Origin of the sequence: Streptomyces sp. NPDC087428 (genome assembly GCF_044744085.1) — a bacterium.
GTDB lineage: Bacteria > Actinomycetota > Actinomycetes > Streptomycetales > Streptomycetaceae > Streptomyces.
In genome coordinates, this window is record NZ_JBIUXR010000019.1 from 120,864 (window position 1) to 145,710 (window position 24,847).

Below are 24,847 nucleotides of genomic sequence, written 5' to 3' on the forward strand. Positions count from 1 at the left end.
GATGCTTTGGCACCTACCGAATAGTGTCCGGCTCGATGCCGAGCCGCGCGGCCAGGGCCCGTTCCCCGTCCGGGGTGGCCCGCACCGCCCGTCCTGACCCGATCCGTACGCACCAGCCTGCCGCCAGCACGTGGCGGCACAGCGCGGCGCCCGCGGCCCCCGCGAGATGCGGCCTGCGCTCGGTCCAGTCGAGGCAGCTCCGTACGAGCGGACGCCGCGACCGGGTCTCCAGGCCGATGCCCAGTTCGCCGAACCAGTCGAGCCCCGCGTCGGTGAGCGCGAAGCCGGTGTCCTGCCGCAGCAGCCCCCGCCCGGTCATGGCATCGGTGATCGCGAGGCCGATGCGGCCGGCGAGATGGTCGTAGCAGGTGCGGCCGCGGGCCAGCGCGCTGTCGGCGCCCACCGCGCCCAGCGTGCGCGGCGCAGCGGCGGCGCCGGGGGCCTCCCGGCCCGCCAGCTCCTCGACGAGGTGCGCGGCCTGTTCGCCGGCGAGCCGCAGATAGCGGTGCCGGCCCTGCCGCTCCTCTGCCAGCAGCCCGCCCGCGACGAGCTTGCCCAGATGCTCGCTGGCGGTCGACGGGGCCACGGAGGCGTGCCGGGCCAGCTCGCCCGCGGTCCAGGCCCGTCCGTCGAGCAGGGCCAGACAGAAGGTGGCGCGGGTCTCGTCGGCGAGGAGGCCGGCCAGGGCGGCGAGCCGGGGCGCGGCCGGGTCGGGGTATGCCATGTGTTCCAGGATGCGTCAGGAACGCTTCGGCGCGGGCCGAACGGTCCCGGCCGCCGCGGGCGGCGCGTACTGGAGGCCGAGGCCGTCGATCAGTGCCCGCAGGCCCGTCTCGAACGCACCCTCGTCGACCCGCTGGCGGCGCTCGGCCAGCAGGTGGGCCTGGCCGAGGTGCGGATAGTCGGCGGGGTCGTACGCGGTCTCGTCGTCCACGAAGCCCCGGGCGAAGGAGCCGAGTGCCGAGCCGGTGATGAAGTAGCGCATCAGCGCGCCGATGTACGTGGCCTGGGCGGGCGGCCAGCCCGCGCGGACCATGGCGCCGAACACCGCGTCCGCGACCCGCAGGCCCGCCGGGCGGCGGCCGGGGCCCTGGGCCAGCACCGGGACGATGTGCGGGTGCTCGGTGAGCGCCGCGCGGTAGGAGACCGCCCAGTCGTGCAGGGCGGCCCGCCAGTCACGGCTGTCGGACTCGTCGAACATCGACAGATCGACCTGTGCGGAGACCGCGTCGGCGACGGCGTCCAGGATCTCGTCCTTGTTGCGGAAGTGGTTGTAGAGCGACGGCCCGCTGACCCCGAGCTCCGCCGCCAGCCGGCGGGTCGAGACGGCGTCGAGCCCCTCGGCGTCCACGAGGGCACCCGCTGTCGCGACGATGCGGTCTCTGCTGAGGAGGGGCTTGCGCGGGCGGGCCATGCGGCACATAGTAGGGCCAGGCCATAAAACTAGCAGTGCTAATTAAACCTGGAGGGTCGACCGATGAACCTGGAGCTCAGCGAGGAGCAGGAAGCCGTCCGGCAGCTCGCCAAGGACTTCGTCGCCCGTGACATCGCCCCGCACGTCGTCGAGTGGGACCGGGCCGAGAGTGTCGACAAGTCAATCGTGAAGAAGCTGGGCTCGCTCGGCTTCCTCGGGCTGACGGTCCCCGAGGAGTACGGCGGCTCGGGCGGCGACCACCTCGCGTACTGCCTGGTGACCGAGGAGCTCGGCCGCGGCGACTCCTCGGTCCGCGGCATCGTCTCGGTCTCCCTGGGCCTGGTCGCGAAGACCATCGCCGCCCGGGGCGACGAGGAGCAGAAGCGCCGGTGGCTGCCGCGGCTGACCTCGGGCGACGCGGTGGGCTGCTTCGGCCTCACCGAACCGGGCACCGGCTCGGACGCCGGGAGTCTGACGACCAGGGCCGTGCGGGACGGCGGGGACTACGTCATCAACGGCTCCAAGATGTTCATCACCAACGGCACCTGGGCCGACGTGGTGCTCCTCTTCGCCCGCACCGACGACACCCCCGGCCACAAGGGCATATCAGCCTTCCTGGTCCCCACCGACACCCCCGGCCTCACCCGCCGCACCATCCACGGCAAGCTCGGACTGCGCGGCCAGGCGACCGCCGAGCTGGTGCTGGAGGACGTCCGCGTCCCCGCCGCCACGCTCCTGGGCCCCGAGGGCAAGGGTTTCTCCCTCGCGATGTCCGCCCTGACCAAGGGCCGGATGTCGGTGGCGGCCGGCTGTGTCGGCATCGCCCAGGCCGCCCTGGACGCGGCCGTCGGATACGCGGGCGAGCGCGAACAGTTCGGCAAGTCCATCGCGGGCCACCAGCTCGTCCAGGAGCTCATCAGCGACATCGCCGTGGACGTCGACGCCGCCCGGCTGCTCACCTGGCGGGTGGCCGACCTGATCGACCGCGGCGAGGACTTCGCCACCGCCGCGTCCAAGGCCAAGCTCTTCGCCTCTGAGGCCGCCGTCCGCGCCGCCAACAACGCCCTCCAGGTCTTCGGCGGCTACGGCTACATCGACGAGTACCCGGTCGGCAAACTGCTCCGCGACGCCCGCGTGATGACGCTCTACGAGGGCACCAGCCAGATCCAGAAGCTGATCATCGGCCGGGCGCTGACGGGGGTCTCCGCCTTCTGAGGAGTCCTGCCGCCGCGCGCCTCGAACGGGCGTCTGAGTACCGGGCTGAGTACCCGGACGGATGCGGTGCGCGCCGGTCCGCCGGATGCTGAGCGGCATGAGTGAGACGACATCGGTCAAGCAGCAGAGCACCGCCGCCTTCTACGGCCAGGCCGTCGCGTCCTTCGGGGTGGCGATGGGCGCGGTGGCCCTCGGGATCTACTTCCTCGACGCGGACGCCTGGGTGCGTGGGTTTCTCGCCATCGGCGTCCTCTACCTGGTCACGTCCTGCTTCACCCTGGCCAAGGTCGTCAGGGACCGGCAGGAGGCGGGCCAGCTGGTCAGCAGGGTCGACCAGGCCAGGCTGGAGAAGATCCTCGCCGAGCACGACCCCTTCCAGAAGCTCTGACGATCTCAGCCACCGGACCCCTAAGCGCTTGCTCAGGATCGGGGTATGGTGTTCGTCCTGCTGACTGAGAGGGGCCATTGACGATGAGCACGGCGCAGGAGACCGACGGCGAGAACACGCCGTGGGCCGAAGTGACGCCCGAGGCCGCCCGGCGGCTCCTCGTCGCCGCCGTCGACGCCTTCGCCGAGCGCGGGTACCACGCGACCACCACCCGGGACATCGCGGGCCGCGCCGGCATGAGCCCCGCCGCGCTCTACATCCACTACAAGACGAAGGAAGAGCTGCTCCACCGGATCAGCAGGATCGGTCACGACCGCGCCCTGTCCGTCCTGGAGGCGGCGGCCGACAGCGAGGGCACGGCCGCCGAGCGGCTCGCCCGCGCCGTACGGTCCTTCGTCCGGTGGCACGCCGAACGGCACACCACCGCACGCGTGGTGCAGTACGAGCTCGACGCCCTCGGCCCGGACCACCGCACCGAGATCGTCGAACTCCGCCGCCGGAGCGACGCGGTGGTGCGCCGGATCATCGGCGAGGGCGTGGCGGCGGGGGAGTTCGACGTCCCCGACGTGCCGGGCACCACGCTCGCCGTGCTCTCGCTCTGCATCGACGTGGCGCGGTGGTTCAACGCCCAGGGCAGCCGGACGCCGGACGAGGTCGGCGAGCTGTACGCCGACCTCGTGCTGCGCATGGTCGGGGCCGAACGCTGACGCGGTCGCGCCCGGGGGCGGTCAGAAGTAGTAGCGCGACACCGACTCGGCCACGCAGGCCGGCTTGTCGCCGCCCTCGCGCTCCACGGTGACGACCGCGGTGACCTGCACGCCGCCGCCCGCCTCCTCGACGCTCTTCAGGACGGCCGTCGCCCGCAGCCGCGATCCCACGGGCACCGTGGAGGGGAAGCGGACCTTGTTGGTCCCGTAGTTGATGCCCATCTTCATGCCCTCGACCCGCATGACCTGCGGCACGAGCGCCGGCAGCAGTGAGAGCGTCAGGTAGCCGTGCGCGATCGTGGTGCCGAACGGCCCCGTCGCGGCGCGCTCCGGGTCCACATGGATCCACTGGTGGTCGCCGGTGGCGTCCGCGAAGAGGTCGATCCTCTTCTGCTCGATCTCCAGCCAGTCGCTGTGTCCCAGCTGCTCGCCCACTCCGTCACGCAGCTCCTGCGCGGACGTGAAGATCCTCGGCTCTGCCATGTTCCTGGTCCCTGCCTTCCGCTCCCGGCCATCCGTCCCAGGCCGTGTCCAAGTGCCTGTCTAAGCGCTTGCTCAGCATGGTTCGCGGGTGCGTTCCTGTCAACGACGGACCGGCCGGGAACCGGGCACGTAGGGTTCGAGGAGTGCCCCAGATCCCACAGACACTCCATGAACTCACGGTCGGCCAGCTCTCCGCGCGCAGCGGCGCCGCGGTCTCGGCCCTGCACTTCTACGAGGCCAAGGGCCTGATCGGCAGCCGTCGCACCAGTGGCAACCAGCGCCGCTACACCAGGGACGCGCTGCGCCGGGTCGCCTTCGTCCGCGCGGCGCAGCGGGTCGGTATCCCGCTCGCCACCATCCGGGACGCGCTCGCCGAACTCCCGGAGGAGCGCACCCCCAACCGCGACGACTGGGCGCGGCTCTCCGAGGCGTGGCGCTCCGAGCTGGACGAGCGGATCGAACAGCTGGCGCGGCTGCGCGACCACCTCACCGACTGCATCGGCTGCGGCTGTCTGTCGTTGGAGACCTGTGTGCTCTCCAACCCGGACGACATCTCCGGCGAGCGGATCAGCGGCTCGCGCCTGATGCCGGGCAAGGTCACGAAGAGGGCGCCGGGAGGCTGCTGAGGCGGCGGCCCCGGGTATGTGTACTGCCCGTCCGGCAGCCGCGTGTCGCGTCGGGCGCCGGGCGGGCCGCTCCGTTCCTCAGGCCACCGATGCCAGGTCGTCCATCCGGGTGCGCCGGGCCTTCGCCAGCGCCGCCCGGGTGAGCACGGGCTGCGGCACCACGATCCCGCACCCGGTGCAGACCGGACCGGACCACGGTTCGCTGTCCAGGTCCTGCCGCCAGGCGATCCGGGCCTGCGCGCACACCGGGCAGCCGGTGCCCGGCTCCGACTCCAGGGCGGAGATCAGCCGCGCCAGGACCTCCGCGAGCGGGGCCGCCGGGTGGACGGCCGGGTCGTCGCACCGCGCGACCCCGTACCCGCCCCAGGTGCGCCGGTGCCAGTCGTCGAACGCGCCCGGCCGGCGCAGTCCGTCGTGCTTCTCCCGCCGGCGGCGCTCGGCGAACCCCGCCTCGTAGCCCAGCCAGACCGCGCGGGCCGTCTCCAGCTCCTCCAGCGCGCGCATGAGGCGCACCGGATCGGGGGCCCGGTCCTCGGGCCCGATTCCGTGCCGGGCACACAGGTGATCCCAGGTCGCCCGGTGCCCGTAAGGGGCGAAGCGCTCCAGACACTTGCGCAGCGAGTACCGCCGCAGTGCCAGGTCGCTCCGCGGATCGCGGACCTGTCTCGCAAGACTCCGGAAACCGGCCATTGCTCCGCCACCTCCCTCGCTCGTACTCCGTCGCCCGAACATGCGGCGTCACTGAATGGACGTACAACTGCCCGGATCGGCTCCATCCAAGGGTGCGGGCGTCCAGTTGGTGAGATGACCGATCGTCATGCGACCGCATGTGACGATTCGGAAAAGGTGACCGATGTTCACCTTACCGGCGCTTCATACCGCCGGTAACCTCCGGCGCATCGGCCTCTCCGAGGAGCATGCATGCCCCCACGCACCGGCACTTCCGCCCGCACCGGCAAGTTCCGAGCCGCCACGATCGCGGCCGTTCTCGCACTCGGTGCCTCTCTGCTGGCCACCGCGCCCCACGCGGGCGCCGCCGAGCCTGACCCCGTACCCGTCAACGACTACTGCCAGGGGCAGTGCGACGACATCCTGCCGCCCGGCGAGAACGGCAACGCCACCCTCGTCGACATCCTCGGCAACAAGGCGTTCGGCACCCATCCCGCGCACAGCGACGACCAGCTCGACCGCTACGACGGGCTGGTCGCCGGGCACACCGGCCTCACCGACCAGAAGCTGACCGACTTCTTCAACGACGCCTCGTTCGGCGTCCCGAAGGACCAGGTCGAGTCCGTCACCTCGCCGCGCGGCGACGTCACCATCACCCGCGACAAGGTGTCCGGCGTCCCGCACATCAAGGGCACCACCCGCTACGGCACCGAGTTCGGCGCCGGATTCGCGGCCGGGCAGGACCGGCTCTGGCTGATGGACCTCTTCCGCCACATCGGGCGCGGGCAGCTGACCTCGTTCGCCGGCGGCGCGCTCGCCAACCAGGGCCTGGAGCAGCAGTTCTGGCCGCAGGCCCCGTACACGGAGGCCGATCTCCAGGCCCAGGTCGAGTACATCAGGACCCACGAGGGCCCCCGCGGCGCACAGGCCATGGCGGATGCCCAGGCCTATGTGGACGGCATCAACTCCTACCGTGACAAGTCGAAGAAGGGCCGCTACTTCCCCGGCGAGTACGTCCTCACCGGCAAGATCGACGCCATCACCAACGTCGGTGAGATCCAGCCGTTCGAGCTGACCGACCTGATCTCGATCGCCTCCGTGGTCGGCGGCCAGTTCGGCGGCGGCGGTGGCGGCGAGGTGCAGGCGGCGCTCTCGCTGCTCTCCGCCCAGCAGAAGTACGGAGTCGCCGAAGGCACCAAGGTCTGGGAGTCGTTCCGGCAGCGCAACGACCCCGAGGCCGTGCTGACCGTCCACGACGGCACCTCGTTCCCGTACGCGAACAAGCCCGACAAGGCCGTCGGGACGGCGCTCCCCGATCCGGGCACCGTCACCACGGAGCCGATCATCTACGACCGCACCGGCTCCGCGGGCACCGATGCGAAGGCCCCGGTCAAGGCCCCGGCCCAGCTCAAGAAGGCCCAGGGCATCTACGACGACGGGGTCATCCCGGAGGGCTCGCTCCCCGGCTCCGGCTCCGGCGCCCAGAAGCGCGGCATGTCCAACGCCCTGCTGGTCTCCGGCAAGAGCACCGCGAGCGGGAACCCGATCGCCGTGTTCGGCCCGCAGACGGGCTACTTCGCCCCGCAGCTGATGATGCTCCAGGAGATCCAGGGCCCCGGCATCAGCGCCCGCGGAGTCTCCTTCGCCGGTGTAGGCATGTACATCCAGATGGGCCGCGGCCAGGACTACGCCTGGAGCGCCACCTCGGCCGGACAGGACATCACCGACACCTACACCGTCGAACTGTGCGAGCCCGACGGCTCCGCGCCCACCAAGAACTCCACGCACTACCTCGACCACGGCGACTGCACCGCCATGGAGAAGCTGGAGCGCACCAACTCCTGGAGCCCGACCGTCGCCGACTCCACGGCGAAGGGCTCCTACCGGATGCAGGTGTGGCGCACCGGCTACGGCGTCGTCACCCACCGCGCCACGGTGGACGGCAAGCCGGTCGCGTACACCTCGCTGCGCACCACCTACCGGCACGAGGCCGACTCGATCATCGGCTTCCAGATGCTCAACGACCCCTCGTACGTCACCGACGCCGCCTCCTTCCAGCAGGCGGCGAGCAACATCGACTACGCCTTCAACTGGTTCTACGCCGACTCCCGCACGGCCGCCTACTACAACAGCGGCATGAACCCGGTGCGCGCCCCGGGCGTCGACCCGTCGCTGCCGATCAAGGCCGAGAAGGCGTACGAGTGGAAGGGGTACGACCCGGCGGCCAACACCGCCGAGTACACCCCGTTCGCCGAGCACCCGCACTCCAGCGGCCAGGACTACTACGTGTCCTGGAACAACAAGCAGGCCGAGGGGTACGCCTCCGCGGGCTTCGGGCTCAGCGCGGTGCACCGGGCCGATCTGCTCGACGAGCGGGTGTCGAAGCTGGTGGAGGAGGGCGGGGTGACCCGCGCCTCCCTCACCCGGGCGATGGCCGACGCCGCACTCACCGATCTGCGCGGTGAGCAGCTGCTGCCCGAACTGCTGAAGGTGATCCGCTCCCAGCCGGTCACCGATCCGGAGCTGAACGCGGTGGTCCAGCAGCTGGACTCCTGGCGGGCGGCGGGCGCCCAGCGCAAGGAGAGCAGCCCGGGTTCGCACGCGTACACCTACGCCGACGCGGTACGGATCATGGACGCGTGGTGGCCGAAGCTGATCGACGCGGAGTTCAAGCCGGGGCTCGGCGACGACCTGTACGGCGCGCTGACCGCCAACCTCGCCACCGACGAGTCCCCGGCGGCCAGCCACGGGCCGAGCGGCGCGCACAGCGGTTCGGCCTTCCAGTACGGCTGGTGGGGCTTCGCCGACAAGGACCTGCGCCAGGTACTGGGGCAGCCGGTCAAGGGACCGCTGGCCAGGACGTACTGCGGCAACGGCGATCTGAGCAGCTGCCGCGCGGCGCTGCTGTCCTCGCTGAAGCAGGCGGCGGCGGCACCGGCGGCCGAGGTCTACCCGGCCGACGACACCTGCAAGGCCGGCGAGCAGTGGTGCACCGACTCGATCATCCACCGGGCCCTGGGCGGGATCGGGCAGAAGGCGATCCACTGGCAGAACCGCCCCACGTACCAGCAGGTCGTGGAGTTCCCGGCGCACCGCTAGGGCCTGTACTGGGTTGTTCCCGACGGGCGGGCCGCACGCATGTGCGGCCCGCCCCGCCGGGCTCACCGGTACTGCAGATACCGCTTGCGCACCGCACGGAACGCGGCGAGATCCTTCGCCCACGCCCCCACGACCTCGTCCGTGTCCGCACCCGCGTCGATCATCGTGCGGACCCGGGTGTTGCCGGTGAGCTTGTCGATCCAGTTGTCCGGCCGCCAGGCGAACCCGCTCCAGGTCTGCTTCGCCGTGATCAGCAGCGCGATCCCGGTGCGCACCGGGTCGAAGACCTCCCGGTCCTGGACGTGCACCTGCACCCCGCCCACCGTCCTGCCCTCGAACTTCGAGAACGTCGGCGCGAAGTACGCCTCGCGGAAGGCCACGCCGGGCAGGCCGAGCGCGTTCGCGGCGGCCGCCCAGGTGTGGTCGATCCCCTCCGCGCCGATCAGCTCGAACGGCCGGGTGGTGCCGCGCCCCTCGGAGAGGTTCGTGCCCTCGAAGAGGCAGGTGCCCGAGTAGACCAGCGCGGTGTCCGGCGTCGGCATGTTGGGGCTCGGCGGCACCCACGGCAGCCCGCTCGCGTCGAAGAAGTCCGAGCGCGACCACCCCGACATCTTCACGATCTCCAGCTCGGCCGGACGGTCCGCCAGGAACTCCCCGTTGAACAGCAGGGCGAGTTCGGTGACCGTCATGCCGTGCGCCTGGGCGATCTCCCGGCGGCCCACGAAGGTGCCGAAGGCCGGATCGAGGACAGGCCCGAGAGCCGCCCGCCCGGACACCGGGTTCGGCCGGTCCAGGACGACGAACTTCTTGCCCGCGAGGGCCGCCGCCTCCATGCAGTCGTACAGCGTCCAGATGTACGTGTAGAAGCGGGCGCCCGCGTCCTGGATGTCGAACACGACCGTGTCGACGCCGGACGCCGTGAACACGTCGGCCAGCGGCTGCCCGCTCTTGAGGTACGTGTCGTAGACCGGCAGGCCGGTCGCCGGGTCGTCGTACCGGCCCTCGGAGCCGCCCGCCTGCGCGGTGCCGCGGAAGCCGTGCTCCGGGCCGAAGACGGCCGTCAGGTTCACCCGCCGGTCCGCGTGCATCACGTCGACGATGTGGCGGACGTCGGAGGTGACCCCGGTCGGGTTGGTGACGATGCCGACCCGGCGGCCCTTGAGCAACGCGTAGCCGTCCGCCGAGAGCCGGTCGAATCCGGTGAGGAGCTCGCGGTGCCCGCCGCCCCCGTGCCCGTTTCCTTTTCCGTGCGGCGCACCGGCGGCCGCGGGTCCGGCCGACGCGGCCGTTGCCGCGAGGGCTCCGACGGCACCGCCGGCGGCCAGCAAACCACGTCTGGTCAGGCTCATTGGGCTACCTCCATGATCGCGACATCTGTCATGGTCACGCACGCTAGCGCGCACACGGGCCGCAGGGAACGAGCGCGACGGGACTGATGTGACAGGAGTGACGCATGAGTCGTGCCAGCCCCTTCCGCGACGACATACCGACTGGTTAGTCTGCTGGTGCAGTCGGCTGAGAGAGGCGGGACCGATGAGTACGGTGCAGGGCGCGGGCGTAGTGGTCACGGGAGCCGGGGGCGGCATCGGCGCCGCGCTGGCCCGCAGATTCGCCGCCGAGGGCGCACGGGTCGTGGTCAACGACCTCGACGAGTCCAGGATCAAGCCCCTCGCCGAGGAGATCGGCGCCGTCGCCGTGGCCGGTGACGCCTCGCGGATCGTCGACGCCGCCAGGGACGCCCTGGACGGCACGGTCGACGTCTACTGCGCCAACGCCGGCCTGGCGTCGCCCGGTGACGCCTTCGCCGACGAGGAGGTCTGGGCCGCCGCCTGGGACGTCAATGTGATGGCCCACGTCCGCGCGGCCAGGGCGCTGCTCCCGGACTGGCTGGAGCGCGGCAGCGGCAGGTTCGTCTCCACCGCCTCGGCCGCCGGACTGCTCACGATGATCGGCGCGGCGCCGTACAGCGTCACCAAGCACGGCGTGGTCGCCTTCGCCGAATGGCTCGCCCTCACCTATGGCCACCGCGGCGTCAAGGTCCACGCGATCTGCCCGCAGGGCGTCCGTACGGACATGCTGACCGCCGCCGGATCGGCCGGCGAGCTCGTGCTCGCCCCCAGCGCCATCGAGCCGGAGGAGGTCGCCGACGCGCTCTTCGACGCCATGGCGCAGGACCGCTTCCTCGTCCTGCCGCACCCGGAGGTCGCCGGGTACTACCGGGCCCGTGCCAAGGACACCGACCAGTGGCTCGGCAGCATGAACCACCTTCAGCGCAAGTGGGAGGCGACCGGCGCATGACCGAGTCGATCTACGCGGCGAAGCCCTGGCTCCCGCTGCTCAGCGAGGCCCAGCGGGCCCCCGTCCACCCGGCCGAGACCCTGGTGCACGCCTTCCGGGACTCCGTCGCCCGCACCCCCGGACACCCCGCGCTCGCCTACTTCGACGGCCGCCTCACCTACCGGGAGACCGACGAGCTCTCCGACTCCGTGGCCGGCCACCTCGCCGCCCGGGGGCTGGAGCGCGGCGACCGGGTCGCGATCATGCTGCAGAACTCGCCGCAGTTCGTCCTCGCACTGCTGGGCGCCTGGAAGGCCGGGGCGACCGTCGTCCCCCTCAACCCGATGTACAAGTCCGGCGAGGTCGGCCATGTGCTGAAGGACGCCGACGTCACCGCGCTGATCTGCTCGGACCGGGCCTGGCAGGCCTACCTGCGGGACACCGCGGCAGCCGCCCCGGCCGTCCGGATCGCCGTCACGGCCTGCGAGCTGGACTTCCAGACGGAGAACGACGAGCGGGTGCTCACCTTCGACCGGCTGCCCGACGCCGACGACGCCGACGATCTGGTGACCGTCGCCCGGCAGGGCCTCGCGGCCCCCGCGGGCCGCGAGCTCACCGCCGCCGACGTGGCGCTGATCAGCTACACCTCCGGGACCAGCGGCACCCCCAAGGGCGCCATGAACTCCCACGGCAACATCATGGTCAACGCCGAGCGCCAGCGCACCGGCCACCCCGTCGCGGAGGGCTCCTCCTACTTCGCCCTCGCCCCGCTCTTCCACATCACCGGCATGGTGTGCCAGCTGGCCGCCTGCCTCACCAACGCCGGCACCCTCGTCCTCGCGTACCGCTTCCACCCCGGCGTGGTCCTCGACGCCTTCGCCGAGCACCGCCCCGCCTACACCGTCGGCCCCTCGACCGCCTTCATGGCGCTCGCCGCCACCCCCGGCGTCACGCCCGAGCACTTCGCCTCCTTCCAGGTGATCTCCTCCGGCGGCGCACCGCTGCCGCCCGCACTCGTCGAGAAGTTCCGGACCGGCTTCGGCCCGTACATCCGCAACGGCTACGGCCTCACCGAGTGCACCGCGCCCTGCGCCTCCGTACCGCCCGAGCGCGAGGCCCCGGTGGACCCGGTCTCCGGCACCCTCTCGGTCGGCGTGCCCGGCCCGGACACGGTCGTGCGGATCATCGACGAGAACGGCGCGGACGTGCCCTTCGGGGAACAGGGCGAGATAGCGGTGCGCGGCCCGCAGGTGGTCTCCGGCTACTGGCGGCTGCCCGAGGCCACCACCGCCGCCTTCCCGGACGGCGAACTGCGCACCGGCGACATCGGCTTCATGGACCGCGAGGGCTGGCTCTACGTCGTCGACCGCAAGAAGGACATGATCAACGCCTCCGGCTTCAAGGTCTGGCCGCGCGAGGTCGAGGACGTCCTCTACACCCATCCCGCCGTCCGCGAGGCGGCCGTCGTGGGCGTCCCCGACGCCTACCGGGGCGAAACGGTCCGCGCCTACGTCAGCCTGCGGCCCGGCTCCGCGGTGGAACCGGACGAATTGGGTGCGTACTGCAAGGAACGGCTCGCCGCGTACAAGTACCCGCGCGAAGTCGAGATCCTGGCCGAACTTCCCAAGACGGCAAGTGGGAAGATCCTGAGGCGGGAACTGCGTTCACCCCGCTAGAACCGGTTCACGCACCGCACGTAAGGAAGGTGGCGGCTATGGCCAAGGCGACGGACGGGAGCGGTACCCCCGTTCCCCAGCGGCTGCTCGCCGCCGCCACCCGGCTCTTCGCCGAGCAGGGGTACGACCGCACCTCGGTCCAGGAGATCGTCGAGGCGGCCGGTGTCACCAAGGGCGCGCTCTACCACTACTTCGGCTCCAAGGAGGATCTCCTCCAAGAGGTCTACGCCCGGGTCCTGCGGCTCCAGCAGGAGCGCCTCGACGCCTTCGCGGACGCCGACGCGCCCGTCGAGCAGCGGTTGCGTGACGCCGCGGCCGACGTGGTCGTCACCACCATCGAGAACCTCGACGACGCCTCGATCTTCTTCCGCTCGATGCACCATCTGAGCCCCGAGAAGAACAAGCAGGTACGGATGGAGCGGCGCCGCTACCACGAGCGTTTCCGGGCCCTGGTGGAAGAGGGGCAGCGCAGCGGGGTGTTCTCCACGGCCACCCCGGCGGACCTGATCGTCGACTACCACTTCGGCTCGGTCCACCACCTGTCCACCTGGTACCGGCCGGACGGCCCGCTCACCCAGCAGGAGGTCGCCGACCACCTCGCCGACCTGCTGCTGCGTGCCCTGCGTCCGTAAGGCCTTCCGTTTGGATCAGGCTGGGCTCGCGGGGCCCTGCCCGGAGGGCGCTCGGGGCCCGTCGCCGGCCAGCCGGTCCAGCAGCGCCACCGCCGCCGGGTTGCGCGGCCGGGGTGCCCGGCCCACCAGCACCACCGTCCGGCCCGGCTCCGGCTGCCGGATGCTCACGCACGGCAGCCCGGCGTCCTCACCGATCCGGCGCGGCACGATCGCCACGCCGATGCCCGCCCGTACGAGATCGACGAGCAGCCGGATCTGGGTGACGTCGCAGGTGATCCGGCGCTCCAGACCGCAGTGCGCGGCCAGCCGCCGCACCGCCGTCTCCAGACCGGTACCGGCCCGGAAGTCCACGAACGGCTCGTCGGCGAGGTCCTTGACCAGGGTGCGCCCGGCCGTCGCCAGCCGGTGGCCGGGGGCGGTGATCAGTACCAGATCCTCCTGCCAGGACGCGAACGCCAGGACGCCGGACGGGAGTTCGGCGGCGTCCGGCGCCAGATAGGCGAGGTCCAGCTCACCCGCGAGCACCCCCGCCAGCAGCTCCGGCGTCGTCGCCTCACGCAGGGAGATCTGCACCCCGGGGCGGAGCCGGTGGAACGCGGCCAGCTCGGCGGCCAGATCCACACAGGTCAGCGTCTGGATCGTGCCGATCCGCACCCGCCCCGTGGCCAGAGCGGAAACGGCGGCCACCGCGTCACGGGCGGCGTCCGTCCCCGCGAGCACCGTCCGGGCCGACGGCAGCAGCGCCCGCCCCGCCTCGGTCAGCACCACCCGGCGGCCCGTCCGGTCGAACAGCGCGGCGCCCAGCTCCCGTTCGAGATTGCGGACCGACGTGCTCAGCGCCGACTGCACGATCAGTTCGGCACGGGCGGCCGCGGTGAAACTGCCGTGCGTGATCACCGCCATGAAGTGGCGGAGCTGACGTATCTCCATCCATCCACCGTATCGATGGCAGCCAGCCAATCCATCTGTTGGACCGACCGTGAGAACGGGGTGAAGCTGGATACATGGCGCACATCCAGGCTTCGTCCCGTGTCCCCGCCCTGTGGACCGTGGCCTACGGGCCGCACCGGCCCCGCGGCGTCCGGCTCCTCGCGCGGTGCCTGCTGCGGGTGCGGGCCTTCGCCCGCGAACTGGCGCTCGCCGACCACGTACCGTACGGCGGCTACTGACGGACGCCGGGCGGACCCGTACCGGGGTACGGGCCCGCCCGCACGGTCCCTACAGGTACTTCTTGATCTCGCGCCGCGCCAGCGACCGCTGGTGCACCTCGTCCGGGCCGTCCGCCAGGCGCAGCGTCCGCGCCGCCGCCCACAGTTCGGCCAGCGGGAAGTCCTGGCTGACGCCGCCCGCACCGTGCAGCTGGACCGCCTGGTCGAGGATGGCGACCACCGCACGCGGGGTGGCGATCTTGATGGACTGGATCTCGGTGTGCGCACCGCGGTTGCCCACCGTGTCCATCAGCCAGGCCGTCTTCAGCACCAGCAGCCGCAGCTGCTCCACCGTGACCCGGGCGTCCGCGATCCAGTTCTGCACCACGCCCTGCTGGGCGAGCGGCTTGCCGAAGGCGTCGCGGGACACCGCGCGCCGGCACATCAGCTCGATGGCGCGCTCGGCCATGCCGATCAGCCGCATGCAGTGGTGGATCCGGCCCGGTCCCAGCCGTGCCTGGGCGATGGCGAAACCGCCGCCCTCCTCGCCGACCAGGTTCGTCGCGGGCACCCGCACGTCGTCGAAGAGCACCTCGGCGTGACCGCCGTGGGAGTGGTCCTCGTAGCCGTACACCTTCATGGCGCGCTTCACGGTCAGCCCCGGGGTGTCGCGCGGGACGAGGATCTGCGACTGCTGGCGGCGGAGGTCGTCGGCGTCCGGGTCGGTCTTGCCCATCACGATGAAGATCGCGCAGTCCGGGTTCATCGCCCCGGAGATGTACCACTTGCGGCCGTTGATGACGTAGTCCTCGCCGTCCCGGGCGATCCGCGTCTCGATGTTGGTCGCGTCCGACGACGCCACCTCCGGCTCCGTCATCGCGAACGCGGACCGGATCTCACCGGCGAGCAGCGGCTCCAGCCACCGCTTCTTCTGCTCGTCGGTGCCGAACTGGGCGAGCACCTCCATGTTCCCGGTGTCCGGCGCCGCGCAGTTCAGCGCGGTCGGCGCCAACTGCGGGGAGCGGCCCAGGATCTCGGCCAGCGGGGCGTACTGGAGATTGGTCAGCCCGGCGCCGTGTTCGGCGTCCGGCAGGAAGAGGTTCCACAGCCCCTGCCTGCGTGCCTCGGCCTTCAGGTCCTCCACGATCCGCGGGGTGTCCCACGGCGACGCGAGCAGCTCCCGCTGCTCCTCGGCGGTCCGTTCGGCCGGGTGGACGTGCTCGTCCATGAAGGTGAGCAGCCTGGCGCGCAGCTCTTCTGTACGGGCGTCGAATGCGAAGTCCATGGGGTTGATCAGCCTTCCTGGAGGGTGGTGAGGCCGTGCGCGATGAAGACGGGGACGAGATCACCGATGCGGTCGAAGCCGCCGCCGACGGTCTGGCCCAGCGTGTAGCGGTAGTGGATGCCCTCCAGGATCACGGCGAGCTTGAACCAGGCGAACGCCGTGTACCAGGAGATGGCGGAGGTGTCCCGGCCGGAGCGTGCGGCATAGCGCTCGATCAGTTCGGCGGGGGAGGGGTGGCCGGCCGCGCCGCTGGTGGTGGAGACCGGTGACGCGGGCAGGCCGAGGTCGGAGCTGTACATCACCAGCAGGCCGAGGTCGGTCAGCGGGTCGCCGAGCGTCGACATCTCCCAGTCGAGTACGGCCCTGATCCGGTCGTCGGGGCCGATCAGGACGTTGTCCAGGCGGTAGTCGCCGTGCACCACCGTCGGGGCGGGGGAGGCGGGCAGTTCGCGGCCGAGCGCCGCGTGCAGCTCATCGATGCCGGGCAGTTCGCGGTTGCGGGAGGCGTCCAGCTGCTTGCCCCAGCGGCGCAGCTGCCGGTCGAGGAAGCCCTCGGGGCGCCCGAAGTCGCCCAGCCCGACGGCCGCCGGGTCCACGGCGTGCAGCTCGACGAGGGTGTCCACCAGGCCGAGCACGGCCTCGCGGGTGCGCTCCGCGCCCAGCGGGGCGAGCTGCTCGGCCGTGCGGTACGGGGTGCCCTCGACGTACTCCATGACGTAGAACGGCGAGCCGATGACGGAGTCGTCCTCGCAGAGCAGCAGCGGTTCGGGGACCGGGACGGCCGTCGGGTGCAGTGCGCTGATCACCCGGTGCTCGCGCTTCATGTCATGGGCGGTGGCCAGCACATGACCCAGCGGCGGCCGGCGGACCACCCAGCGGCCGGTGCCGTCCGTGACGACGTAGGTCAGGTTCGACCGGCCGCCCTCGATGAGCCGGGCGTCGAGCGGTCCGTTCACCAGACCCGGCCGTTCGCGGTCGAGATGTCCGCGCAGCCGGTCGAGGTCGAGACCTGGCGGGTGGACTGGGCTCATCGTGCGCACCTCCGGGGTGAATGAACGGTCGGTGTTCATGATGCCGACCAGTCGGTATGTCGTCCAGTGAACTCCCGGAACCGGATGTGGCAGTCCGGCCCGAACGGCTGCCGGACCCCTGGTGTTCAGTCGTATCTCTGAATAGAGTTCACGTATGAATACAGCATGGTTGATCGACGCAGTCCGGCTGACCCCGATCCTCATTGCCGACCCGCCGCTCCTCAACACCCAGGGCGTCCACCAGCCGTACACCCCGCGCCTCGTCGTGGAGGTCGTCACACGCGGCGGAGTGACCGGGATCGGGGAGACGTACGGCGACGGCAAGTACCTCGAACTGGCGGAGCCGCTCGCCACTGCCCTGGTCGGGCGCCCGGTCAGCGATCTGAACGGCCTCTTCGCCCTCGCCGACGAGGTGTGCGCGGACTCACGCGCCGCCGACGAGCGGGTCGACGCGGGCGGGCTGCGCGGCGTCCAGACCGCGGACAAGCTGCGGCTCTCGGTGGTGTCCGGCTTCGAGGTGGCCTGCCTGGACGCGCTGGGCAAGTCCCTCGGCCTGCCCGTGCACGCACTGCTCGGCGGCAAGGTCCGCGACACCGTCGAGTACAGCGCCTATCTTTTTTACCGCTGGGCGGAGCACCCCGAGGGCGGCGAGCGGGACGACTGGGGAGCGGCGGTCGACCCGGCCGGCGTCGTCGCCCAGGCGCGGCGCTTCGCCCGCGACTACGGCTTCTCCTCCTTCAAGCTGAAGGGCGGCGTCTTCCCGCCCGACGAGGAGATCGCCGCGGTCCGCGCGCTGGCCGAGGCGTTCCCGGGCCGGCCGCTGCGCCTCGACCCCAACGGCGCCTGGTCCGTCGAGACCTCGCTGTACGTCGCCGAGCAGCTCAAGGGCGTACTCGAATACCTGGAGGACCCGGCGAGCGGCACGGAGCTGATGGCCGCCGTCGCGGCCGGCACCGACGTACCGCTGGCCACCAACATGTGCGTCACCACGCTCGCCGAGGTCCCCGAGGCCTTCGCCAGGGACGCCGTCCAGGTCATCCTCTCCGACCACCACTACTGGGGCGGGCTGCACCGCACCCGTGAACTGGCCGGGATCTGCCGCACCTTCGGCGTCGGGCTCTCCATGCACTCCAACACCCACCTCGGGATCAGCCTCGCCGCGATGACGCAGGTCGCGGCCACCGTCCCCAACCTCGACTACGCCTGCGACAGCCACTACCCCTGGCAGACCGAGGACGTGATCACCACCCGCCATGTCTTCGAGGACGGCCGGCTCACCGTCTCCGACGCGCCGGGTCTCGGGGTCGAGCTCGACCGGGAGCGCCTGGCCGTCCTGCACCGCCGCTGGCTCGACGACGACGGCACGATGCGCGAACGCGACGACGCCGCCGCGATGCGCAAGGCCGAGCCGCGGTGGCGGACGCCGTCGATCCCGCGCTGGTGAGAGCCGCGCGCCGGGCGGGCGGGGCCGCCGCGGCATGAGTTGCGCCGCTCCCGGCCCGCGCGGATGGTCGAAGGATGAAGGCGATCAGCTACAGCGCGTACGGCGGGGCCGACGTCATGGAGTACGGCGAGCGGCCCGATCCCAAGGTGGGCCCCGACACCGTCCTGGTGAAGGTGCGGGCCGCGGCGGTCAACCCGGTCGACCGGAAGGCCCGCGAGGGACTGCTCGACAGCTCCCTGGAAGCCGTGTTCCCGGTGATCCCCGGCTGGGACGTGTCCGGGGTGGTGGTGCAGCCCGGTGTCGCGGTCGAGGAGTTCGCGGTGGGCGACGAGGTCATCGGGTACGTGCGGGAGGACTTCCTCAGCCGCGGCACGTTCGCCGAGTACGTCGCCGCCCCGGTGCGCACCCTGGCCCGCAAGCCGCTGAGCCTGAGCTTCGAGGAGGCCGCGGGACTGCCGCTGGCCGGCCTCACCGCGTACCAGGTGCTCCACCGGTCCCTGCGGATCCGCGACGGTGACACGGTCCTCGTCCACGCGGCGGCGGGCGGTGTCGGCTCGCTGGCCGTCCAGCTCGCCCGCCACGCGGGCTGCCGGGTCATCGGGACCGCGAGCGCCCACAACCACGACCATCTGCGGCAGCTCGGCGCGGAACCGGTGGAGTACGGGGACGGGCTCGCCGACCGGCTGCGGGCCCTGGCCCCGGACGGGATCGACGCCGCCTTCGACACCGTGGGCGGGGAGGCCCTGCGGGTGTCCGCGCAGACGCTCGCACCGGACGGGCGGCTGACCTCGATCACGGACGCCGAGGTCTTCTCGTACGGCGGCAAGTACGCCTTCGTGCGGCCCGACGCCAAGGACCTCGCGCACCTGGCGGAACTGGCCGAGCGGGGCATCGTCACGGTCCACGTCGACCGGGTCCTCCCGCTGGCGGAGGCCGCGGAGGCGCACCGGCTCAACGAGCGGGGGCGCACCCGCGGCAAGATCGTCGTCACCGTGGACTGGGACGGCTGACGGGACCGGCCGCCGGGGCCTCACCGGGGGCTCTCCGAGGCCCCGCACGAGCAGCCCCTCAGAAGAGCATGGCCGCCGCGAACACGGCCAGCGCGATGGTGCACGCCGTCGCCGTCATGGCCTCGCGCGCCCCGAGCCGGCGCGGACGGGCGGTGCCCATGCCCTGCACCCGGCGGTTCGCCACCCGCAGGAAGCCCAGCCAGGCGAGCACGCTCAGCGACAGGGCGACGATCCCGGCCGGACCCGCCCCGCCGTGCAACGCCTGCCTGCCCGCCAGCAGCGCCACCACCGTGCAGGAGAGCGTGGTGCGGCGCCAGGCCAGCCTGGTCCGCTCCGGCTGCAGGCCGGGATCGCGCTCGGCGGCGCTCACCGCCCCTCCCAGCCGAAGAGGACCACCACCACCATCGCGACGGCGACGACGGCGACCGCGAGACCCAGCAGCGTCGGGAACCGGGACACCGGCAGGTCCTCGCCCCGCCGCATGGCCCGCTCGCAGCGCACCCAGTGGTTGACCGCCCGCAGGGCACACAGCACACCGGCCGCGAGCAGCGCCAGCGCGAGACCGGCCCGGATTCCCCAGGAGAGCCCCGGCAGGAACTGATCGACCGCGAATCCGCCGCCGATCAGCGCGAGAGCCGTCCGGATCCAGGCGAGAAAGGTCCGCTCGTTGGCGAGCGAGAAGCGGTAGTCGGGGGTGTCGCCCTCTTCGCGGATCCGCTGCGGCGCGAACCACAGCCGCAGGCTCTGTACGAATTCGTTCACGTCCGGACCTTATCTGCCGCTTCGGTACGTGGTGCGGGCCGGTTCAGGACGCCGCACGGAAGGCCTTCAGCCGCCGGTAGCCCTCCAGCCCGTCCGGCACCCACGGCCAGTCGTCCAGCCGCTCCGCCAGCTCCGCGTCGTCGAGGAAGGTGTGCCAGGCGACCTCTTCCGCCTGCGGCCTCACCGGCAGCTCGCACCGCACCCGGTAGACGTACGACCACCAGCTGTGCCGGTCGCTCTCGTAGAGGAACTTGAAGAGCGGCTCGGGGCGGGGGAGCCCCGTGACGCCCAGCTCCTCCTCGGCCTCCCGCAGGGCCGCCTCGTCGTAGGTCTCGCCCGCGCCGACCACCCCGCCGACGAACATGTCGTAGTGGGAGGGGAAGACCAGCTTGGTGGCGGTCCTGCGGTGCACGAAGATCCGGCCGTCGGCGTCCCTGGCCTCGATGAACACGCAGCGGTGGCGCAGGCCGCGCGCGGTGGCCTCGCCGCGCGCGGCCTGCCCGACCACCTCGTCGTTCTCGTCGACGATGTCCAGGATCTCGTCAGAAGGTGTCATGCACCTCATCCAACAGCAGGCCCGCGGGAGGGATCACTGCCCCATGACGTACTTGACGGTCGGTCCCGCGGTCCAGCCGCCGTCCACGGCGAGTTCGGCGCCGGTGAGGTAGGAGGCGGCGTCCGAGAGCAGGAAGACGACGGCCTCGGCGATCTCGCCGGCCTCGCCGACCCGGCCCATCGGGGTGTTGGGGTAGTTGCCGTCGCCCTGCTGGATGCCGACGGAGGCGGTCATCGGCGTGTAGACCATGCCGGGGTGCACCGAGTTCACCCGCACCTTCGCCGTGCCGAGCTCCACCGCGCCGACCTTCGTCAGCCCCCGCACGCCCCACTTCGACGCGCCGTAGCTGGAGGTCAGGGCCAGGCCCATCAGTCCGGCGGCCGAGGAGATGTTGACGATCGAGCCGCCGCCGTTCTCCTTCATCAGCGGGATCACCGTCTTCATGCCGATGAAGACGGCCGTCAGGTTGATGTCGATGACCTTGCGGAAGTGCTCGACGGTTTCGGTCTCCAGCGGCTGTCCGGTGGAGACGCCGGCGTTGTTGACCAGGCCGTCGATCCGTCCGAACTCGGCGAGGGCGAACTCCGCCACGCGGCTCCAGTCGTCCTCCGAGGTCACGTCGTGGTGGTGGAAGCGGGCCTTCGGGCCGAGCGCTGCCGCGGTGGCCGCGCCCTCCTCGTCCAGGACGTCGGTGATCACGACGTTCGCCCCGCCGGCCACGGCGAGGCGCGCGGCCTCGGCACCGAGGCCGCGGGCGGCGCCGGTGATGACGACGGTCCGGTCACTGAGGTTGTTCTTGTCGGTCATGACATGTCCTTCATGTGGTGCGGGTGGTTCACGCGCTGTGCGGCGCGGGGGCGTGCAGGAACGCGGTGGTGGTGCCGACGAGATCGGCGAGGAAGAGACCCTGGCCGGTCAGCGGCTCCGTGCCGTCGAGCCCCTGGCGGGCGCGGTCCGCCATCGCCGCGCCGATCAGGGTGAGCGCCAGATCGAGACGCTCCAGGCGTACCGGCTCCGGCAGGGCGTCCAGGCGGTCCCCGATCCGGCCGATCAGCCGGCCGTAGGCGGTGCCGTCCAGGGCCGGGTGCAGCGGACCGGTCCGCAGACCGGTCTCGTGGCTCAGCTGGGCCGAGATCCGCAGACAGCGCCGGCCCCGGTCGTCGGCGAGCAGGCTCGCCTCCGCCGTCACCAGCGCGGTGAGGAGCTCCCGTACGCCGCAGTCGGCGGGGAGCGCGTCGAGCAGCGGTGCCACCACCTGTTCGGTACGGGCCTGGCGCCCGGCCATTACGGCGTCGAGCAGCCCGGCACGGGAGCCGAAGTGGTACTGGACCGCCGACGGATTGCTCTGGCCCGCCAGCCGGACGATGTCCCGCAGCTGGGCGCCGTCCGTGCCCTGCGAGGCGAAGATCTCCTCGGCCGCGCGGATCAGCTTGTCCCTGGTCTCTTGTCCTGACGTTCTCGCCATACCGACACTGTAATACTGGCCATTATTAATTGCCAGGGCGGACCGGCCGGCCACCTGTGAGAAACCGGCCGGCCACCTGTGAGAAAGAGGACACTCGCCTGTGCGGGCGCCTCAGCGCGGTTCGAGGGTCTTGGCGCGCCGCCCGCCCACCGGCCCCTCCGGCATCGCCGGATGCAGCCCCAGCAGCACGATCCCGACCACGATCGCCGCGAGCCCGGCCGCCTGCCAGGCCAGTGCGCCGGTGTCGGTGCGCACCTGGTCGCCGAGGAACCCGATGCCGCAGGCGATCCCGGCCAGCGGCTGGGCCGCGGTCAGCGCGGGCAGCGACATCCGCAGCGGACCGGTCTCGAACGCGCTCTGCACCAGGAGCAGCCCGGTCACCCCCAGCACCAGCACTGCGTACGGCTGCCAGTTCATCACCAGTGCCGCCCAGCCGTTGTCCCCGATGAGCTGGCCGCTGACCCTGGTCAGGGCGTCCTGGAGCCCGTAGAGCAGTCCGGCCGCCACCGCGAGGAGCGCCGGGGCCGCCGTCGCCCGCGAGCGCGCGGCGAACATGGTGAGCGCCAGGGCGATGCCCGCCACCACGCCGATGACCAGCCAGTGCCGCAACGGGCTCGACACCGCCGTGCCGCCCTTGGGCTCGCCCGCCACCAGGAACGCCGCGACCCCGCACGCCAGCAGCCAGAGCCCGGCCCAGCCCTGCCGGCCCAGCCGCTGGCCGGTGCGGTGGCGGGACAGGGTCATCGCGAAGAGCAGATTGGTGGCCAGGAGCGGCTCGACGACGGAGACCTCGCCCTTGCCCAGGGCCAGCGCGCCCAGCACCATGCCGCAGACCATCAGACCGATACCGGCCAGCCAGCTCCGCACCCGCATCAGGTCCAGCAGCAGCCGGAACGACAGGTAGTCGCTCTTGGGGGCGTGGCGGGCGGCGGCCTGCTGCAGCACGAAGCCGAACCCCAGACAGCAGGCCGCGCCCACGGCGAGTACGAGAACCAGCACCGACACGCTTCTCTACCCCAAGTCAGGCCGGAAGAGAGTGAATTGTTTTCGACGATAGCGCCTGGATGCCAGGGGTGCGGCCGGAGTGCCGCCGACCGGGCGGTTGACGCCGGGGCGGCCGGTACCGAAGATCTGACGCACCAGTAACTTCGGGAGGCGCCGCACGGGTGATGTGCGGTCCTTCCGCCGGACCCGGTCCGGACCGCCCCGACAAGGATGGAACCCATGGCGTACGACGCTGATGTGATCGTGATCGGGGCAGGACTGGCCGGGCTGGTCGCCACGGCCGAGCTGGTCGACGCGGGCCGCTCGGTGATCCTGCTCGACCAGGAGCCCGAGCAGTCGCTCGGCGGCCAGGCGCACTGGTCCTTCGGCGGCCTCTTCCTGGTCGACTCGCCCGAACAGCGCCGGATGCGGATCAAGGACAGCCACGAGCTGGCCCTCCAGGACTGGCTGGGCACGGCGGGCTTCGACCGCGAGGAGGACCACTGGCCGGCGAAGTGGGCCGAGGCCTACGTCGACTTCGCCGCCGGTGAGAAGCGCTCCTGGCTGCACGAGCGGGGAGTGCGGTTCTTCCCCGTCGTCGGCTGGGCCGAGCGCGGCGGCTACGACGCGAACGGCCACGGCAACTCCGTCCCCCGCTTCCACATCACCTGGGGCACCGGCCCCGGTATCGTCGCCCCGTTCGAGCGCCGGGTGCGCGAGGGCGTCGCCAAGGGCCTCGTCACCTTCCGCTTCCGCCACCGGGTCACCGCTCTCGGCCGCACCGGGGGCACCGTCGACACCGTGAGCGGCGAGATCCTGGAGCCGAGCGGCGCGGCCCGCGGGACCGCGAGCAGCCGGGAGACGGCCGGCGACTTCGAGCTGAGGGCCCAGGCGGTGATCGTCACCTCCGGCGGCATCGGCGGCAACCACGACCTCGTGCGCGCGCAGTGGCCGGAGCGGCTCGGCACCCCGCCCGCCAAGATGCTCTCCGGCGTCCCCGCCCATGTGGACGGGCTGATGCTCGGCATCACGGAGGAGGCGGGCGCCCACCACATCAACCGCGACCGGATGTGGCACTACACCGAGGGCATCGAGAACTGGAACCCGATCTGGGCCAGGCACGGCATCCGCATCCTGCCAGGACCGTCCTCGCTCTGGCTGGACGCCCGCGGCAAGCGGCTGCCCGTCCCGCTCTTCCCCGGCTTCGACACGCTCGGCACCCTCGACCACATCATGCGCAGCGGCCACGGTTACACCTGGTTCGTGCTCGACCAGAGGATCATCGGCAAGGAGTTCGCGCTCTCCGGCTCCGAGCAGAACCCCGACCTGACCGGCAAGTCCGTCCGCGGCGTGATCGGCCGGGCACGCGCGGACGTACCCGCTCCGGTGAAGGCGTTCATGGACAACGGGGCGGACTTCGTCGTCGAGAACGACCTCGGCGCGCTGGTCCGCGGCATGAACGCGCTCACCGGTGACTCACTCATCGACGAGGCCGGACTGCGCCGCGAGATCACCGCCCGCGACCGCGAGATCGCCAACCCCTTCACCAAGGACCTCCAGATCACCGCGATCCGGGGCGCCCGCACCTACCTGGGCGACAAGCTGATCCGGACGGCCGCACCGCACCGCATCCTCGACCCCAAGGCCGGGCCGCTGATTGCCGTCCGGCTGAACATCCTGACCCGCAAGTCGCTCGGCGGCCTGGAGACGGATCTGTCCTCCCGGGTGCTCACCGCCGACGGCACCCCGCTGGCCGGGGTGTACGCGGCCGGCGAGGCGGCCGGTTTCGGCGGCGGCGGGGTGCACGGCTACCGCTCGCTGGAGGGCACGTTCCTCGGCGGCTGCATCTTCTCCGGCCGGGCGGCGGGCCGGGCCGCGGCGGAAGCGGTCGGATAGCCGCATCGATCACGGGCGGGGATCACGCGTCCGTCCGGTGGGGTTCGGCGCCGGAAACCGTACGGGGGCACCGGATGCGG

At 71.8% G+C, this 24,847-nt stretch carries 26 protein-coding genes; 12 read left to right on the forward strand and 14 right to left on the reverse strand.

What is annotated here, in order from left to right; translation table 11 throughout:
* Positions 1-13: 13 nt before the first annotated feature.
* A complete protein-coding gene (locus tag ACIO3R_RS33700; RefSeq protein WP_385033508.1) occupies positions 14-724 on the reverse strand; it encodes an ArsR/SmtB family transcription factor in 711 nt (236 codons plus the stop codon).
* A 15-nt stretch (positions 725-739) separates the two neighbouring features.
* On the reverse strand, positions 740-1,414 hold the full coding sequence (locus ACIO3R_RS33705) for a TetR/AcrR family transcriptional regulator (protein WP_385033511.1): 675 nt from the start codon (positions 1,412-1,414) through the stop codon (positions 740-742).
* Positions 1,415-1,477: 63 nt separating this feature from the next.
* On the opposite strand from ACIO3R_RS33705, the gene ACIO3R_RS33710 reads away from it, so the two are divergent.
* The 3 genes from ACIO3R_RS33710 to ACIO3R_RS33720 all read left to right on the forward strand — a co-directional run bounded on the left by ACIO3R_RS33710 (position 1,478) and on the right by ACIO3R_RS33720 (position 3,724).
* Positions 1,478-2,629: an acyl-CoA dehydrogenase family protein gene (locus ACIO3R_RS33710; protein ID WP_402110830.1), complete on the forward strand. Its 1,152-nt coding sequence runs from the start codon at positions 1,478-1,480 to the stop codon at positions 2,627-2,629.
* 97 nt (positions 2,630-2,726) lie between these two features.
* Positions 2,727-3,017 carry a YiaA/YiaB family inner membrane protein gene (locus ACIO3R_RS33715; RefSeq protein ID WP_402110832.1) on the forward strand — a complete coding sequence of 97 codons (291 nt, stop codon included), beginning with the start codon at positions 2,727-2,729 and terminating at the stop codon, positions 3,015-3,017.
* Positions 3,018-3,100: 83 nt separating this feature from the next.
* Positions 3,101-3,724 carry a TetR/AcrR family transcriptional regulator gene (locus ACIO3R_RS33720; RefSeq protein WP_385033518.1) on the forward strand — a complete coding sequence of 208 codons (624 nt, stop codon included), beginning with the start codon at positions 3,101-3,103 and terminating at the stop codon, positions 3,722-3,724.
* Positions 3,725-3,745: 21 nt separating this feature from the next.
* On the opposite strand, the gene ACIO3R_RS33725 is transcribed toward ACIO3R_RS33720, so the two are convergent.
* Complete coding sequence (locus ACIO3R_RS33725) at positions 3,746-4,207, reverse strand: MaoC family dehydratase (protein ID WP_362956430.1); 462 nt, start codon at positions 4,205-4,207, stop codon at positions 3,746-3,748.
* 143 nt (positions 4,208-4,350) lie between these two features.
* On the opposite strand from ACIO3R_RS33725, the gene soxR reads away from it, so the two are divergent.
* A complete protein-coding gene (gene soxR, locus ACIO3R_RS33730) occupies positions 4,351-4,833 on the forward strand; it encodes a redox-sensitive transcriptional activator SoxR (RefSeq protein WP_385033521.1) in 483 nt (160 codons plus the stop codon).
* Positions 4,834-4,911: 78 nt separating this feature from the next.
* Here soxR and ACIO3R_RS33735 read toward each other — a convergent pair whose 3' ends face one another.
* Positions 4,912-5,523 carry a hypothetical protein gene (locus tag ACIO3R_RS33735; protein WP_385033524.1) on the reverse strand — a complete coding sequence of 204 codons (612 nt, stop codon included), beginning with the start codon at positions 5,521-5,523 and terminating at the stop codon, positions 4,912-4,914.
* 231 nt (positions 5,524-5,754) lie between these two features.
* Between ACIO3R_RS33735 and ACIO3R_RS33740 the strand changes: the two genes are divergently transcribed.
* A complete protein-coding gene (locus tag ACIO3R_RS33740; protein ID WP_385033527.1) occupies positions 5,755-8,601 on the forward strand; it encodes a penicillin acylase family protein in 2,847 nt (948 codons plus the stop codon).
* A gap of 62 nt (positions 8,602-8,663) precedes the next feature.
* Here ACIO3R_RS33740 and ACIO3R_RS33745 read toward each other — a convergent pair whose 3' ends face one another.
* Positions 8,664-9,950: an exo-beta-N-acetylmuramidase NamZ domain-containing protein gene (locus ACIO3R_RS33745; protein WP_402110835.1), complete on the reverse strand. Its 1,287-nt coding sequence runs from the start codon at positions 9,948-9,950 to the stop codon at positions 8,664-8,666.
* A gap of 184 nt (positions 9,951-10,134) precedes the next feature.
* Between ACIO3R_RS33745 and ACIO3R_RS33750 the strand changes: the two genes are divergently transcribed.
* From ACIO3R_RS33750 to ACIO3R_RS33760, 3 genes are read left to right on the forward strand one after another with little or no spacing between them, the layout of a single operon-like run.
* On the forward strand, positions 10,135-10,899 hold the full coding sequence (locus ACIO3R_RS33750; protein WP_385033533.1) for an SDR family oxidoreductase: 765 nt from the start codon (positions 10,135-10,137) through the stop codon (positions 10,897-10,899).
* Positions 10,896-12,554, forward strand: a complete 1,659-nt coding sequence (locus ACIO3R_RS33755) for a class I adenylate-forming enzyme family protein (protein WP_402110837.1) — start codon at positions 10,896-10,898, stop codon at positions 12,552-12,554. Before ACIO3R_RS33750 ends, ACIO3R_RS33755 begins: the two co-directional genes overlap by 4 nt.
* 38 nt (positions 12,555-12,592) lie before the next feature.
* Positions 12,593-13,186 carry a TetR/AcrR family transcriptional regulator gene (locus tag ACIO3R_RS33760; RefSeq protein WP_123468809.1) on the forward strand — a complete coding sequence of 198 codons (594 nt, stop codon included), beginning with the start codon at positions 12,593-12,595 and terminating at the stop codon, positions 13,184-13,186.
* 15 nt (positions 13,187-13,201) lie between these two features.
* Here the strand turns inward: ACIO3R_RS33760 and ACIO3R_RS33765 are convergent, their stop codons facing one another.
* Positions 13,202-14,116, reverse strand: coding sequence for a LysR family transcriptional regulator (locus ACIO3R_RS33765; RefSeq protein ID WP_402110840.1), 915 nt, complete (start codon positions 14,114-14,116; stop codon positions 13,202-13,204).
* A gap of 74 nt (positions 14,117-14,190) precedes the next feature.
* Between ACIO3R_RS33765 and ACIO3R_RS33770 the strand changes: the two genes are divergently transcribed.
* The gene (locus tag ACIO3R_RS33770) at positions 14,191-14,355 is read left to right on the forward strand and encodes a hypothetical protein (RefSeq protein WP_363025315.1); all 165 of its coding nucleotides are present in this window, start codon (positions 14,191-14,193) and stop codon (positions 14,353-14,355) included.
* Positions 14,356-14,404: 49 nt separating this feature from the next.
* On the opposite strand, the gene ACIO3R_RS33775 is transcribed toward ACIO3R_RS33770, so the two are convergent.
* Together ACIO3R_RS33775 and ACIO3R_RS33780 are read right to left on the reverse strand one after the other, a co-directional pair.
* Positions 14,405-15,619 (reverse strand): acyl-CoA dehydrogenase family protein, encoded by a 1,215-nt coding sequence (locus tag ACIO3R_RS33775; RefSeq protein ID WP_385033542.1) that lies wholly within the window; start codon positions 15,617-15,619, stop codon positions 14,405-14,407.
* An 8-nt stretch (positions 15,620-15,627) separates the two neighbouring features.
* On the reverse strand, positions 15,628-16,650 hold the full coding sequence (locus ACIO3R_RS33780) for a phosphotransferase family protein (RefSeq protein WP_385033545.1): 1,023 nt from the start codon (positions 16,648-16,650) through the stop codon (positions 15,628-15,630).
* Between the two features lie 154 nt (positions 16,651-16,804).
* Here ACIO3R_RS33780 and ACIO3R_RS33785 point away from each other — a divergent pair, with 154 nt between their 5' ends.
* Together ACIO3R_RS33785 and ACIO3R_RS33790 are read left to right on the forward strand one after the other, a co-directional pair.
* Positions 16,805-18,094 (forward strand): glucarate dehydratase family protein, encoded by a 1,290-nt coding sequence (locus tag ACIO3R_RS33785; RefSeq protein ID WP_402110843.1) that lies wholly within the window; start codon positions 16,805-16,807, stop codon positions 18,092-18,094.
* Positions 18,095-18,168: 74 nt separating this feature from the next.
* Complete coding sequence (locus ACIO3R_RS33790; protein ID WP_402110844.1) at positions 18,169-19,104, forward strand: NADP-dependent oxidoreductase; 936 nt, start codon at positions 18,169-18,171, stop codon at positions 19,102-19,104.
* Between the two features lie 58 nt (positions 19,105-19,162).
* Here the strand turns inward: ACIO3R_RS33790 and ACIO3R_RS33795 are convergent, their stop codons facing one another.
* From ACIO3R_RS33795 to ACIO3R_RS33820, 6 genes are all read right to left on the reverse strand, one after another.
* Complete coding sequence (locus tag ACIO3R_RS33795; protein ID WP_402110845.1) at positions 19,163-19,474, reverse strand: DUF202 domain-containing protein; 312 nt, start codon at positions 19,472-19,474, stop codon at positions 19,163-19,165.
* Positions 19,471-19,866, reverse strand: coding sequence for a YidH family protein (locus ACIO3R_RS33800; protein WP_385033556.1), 396 nt, complete (start codon positions 19,864-19,866; stop codon positions 19,471-19,473). Before ACIO3R_RS33800 ends, ACIO3R_RS33795 begins: the two co-directional genes overlap by 4 nt.
* Positions 19,867-19,909: 43 nt before the next feature.
* Positions 19,910-20,422, reverse strand: coding sequence for an NUDIX domain-containing protein (locus ACIO3R_RS33805; protein WP_402110846.1), 513 nt, complete (start codon positions 20,420-20,422; stop codon positions 19,910-19,912).
* Between the two features lie 33 nt (positions 20,423-20,455).
* A complete protein-coding gene (locus tag ACIO3R_RS33810; RefSeq protein ID WP_385033559.1) occupies positions 20,456-21,229 on the reverse strand; it encodes a glucose 1-dehydrogenase in 774 nt (257 codons plus the stop codon).
* 28 nt (positions 21,230-21,257) lie between these two features.
* Positions 21,258-21,887, reverse strand: a complete 630-nt coding sequence (locus ACIO3R_RS33815) for a TetR/AcrR family transcriptional regulator (RefSeq protein WP_402110847.1) — start codon at positions 21,885-21,887, stop codon at positions 21,258-21,260.
* A 111-nt stretch (positions 21,888-21,998) separates the two neighbouring features.
* Entirely contained in the window at positions 21,999-22,892 is an 894-nt protein-coding gene (locus tag ACIO3R_RS33820; RefSeq protein WP_385033564.1) for a DMT family transporter, read from the reverse strand.
* Between the two features lie 219 nt (positions 22,893-23,111).
* On the opposite strand from ACIO3R_RS33820, the gene ACIO3R_RS33825 reads away from it, so the two are divergent.
* Positions 23,112-24,767, forward strand: a complete 1,656-nt coding sequence (locus tag ACIO3R_RS33825; protein ID WP_402110849.1) for an FAD-binding dehydrogenase — start codon at positions 23,112-23,114, stop codon at positions 24,765-24,767.
* Positions 24,768-24,847: the final 80 nt, after the last annotated feature.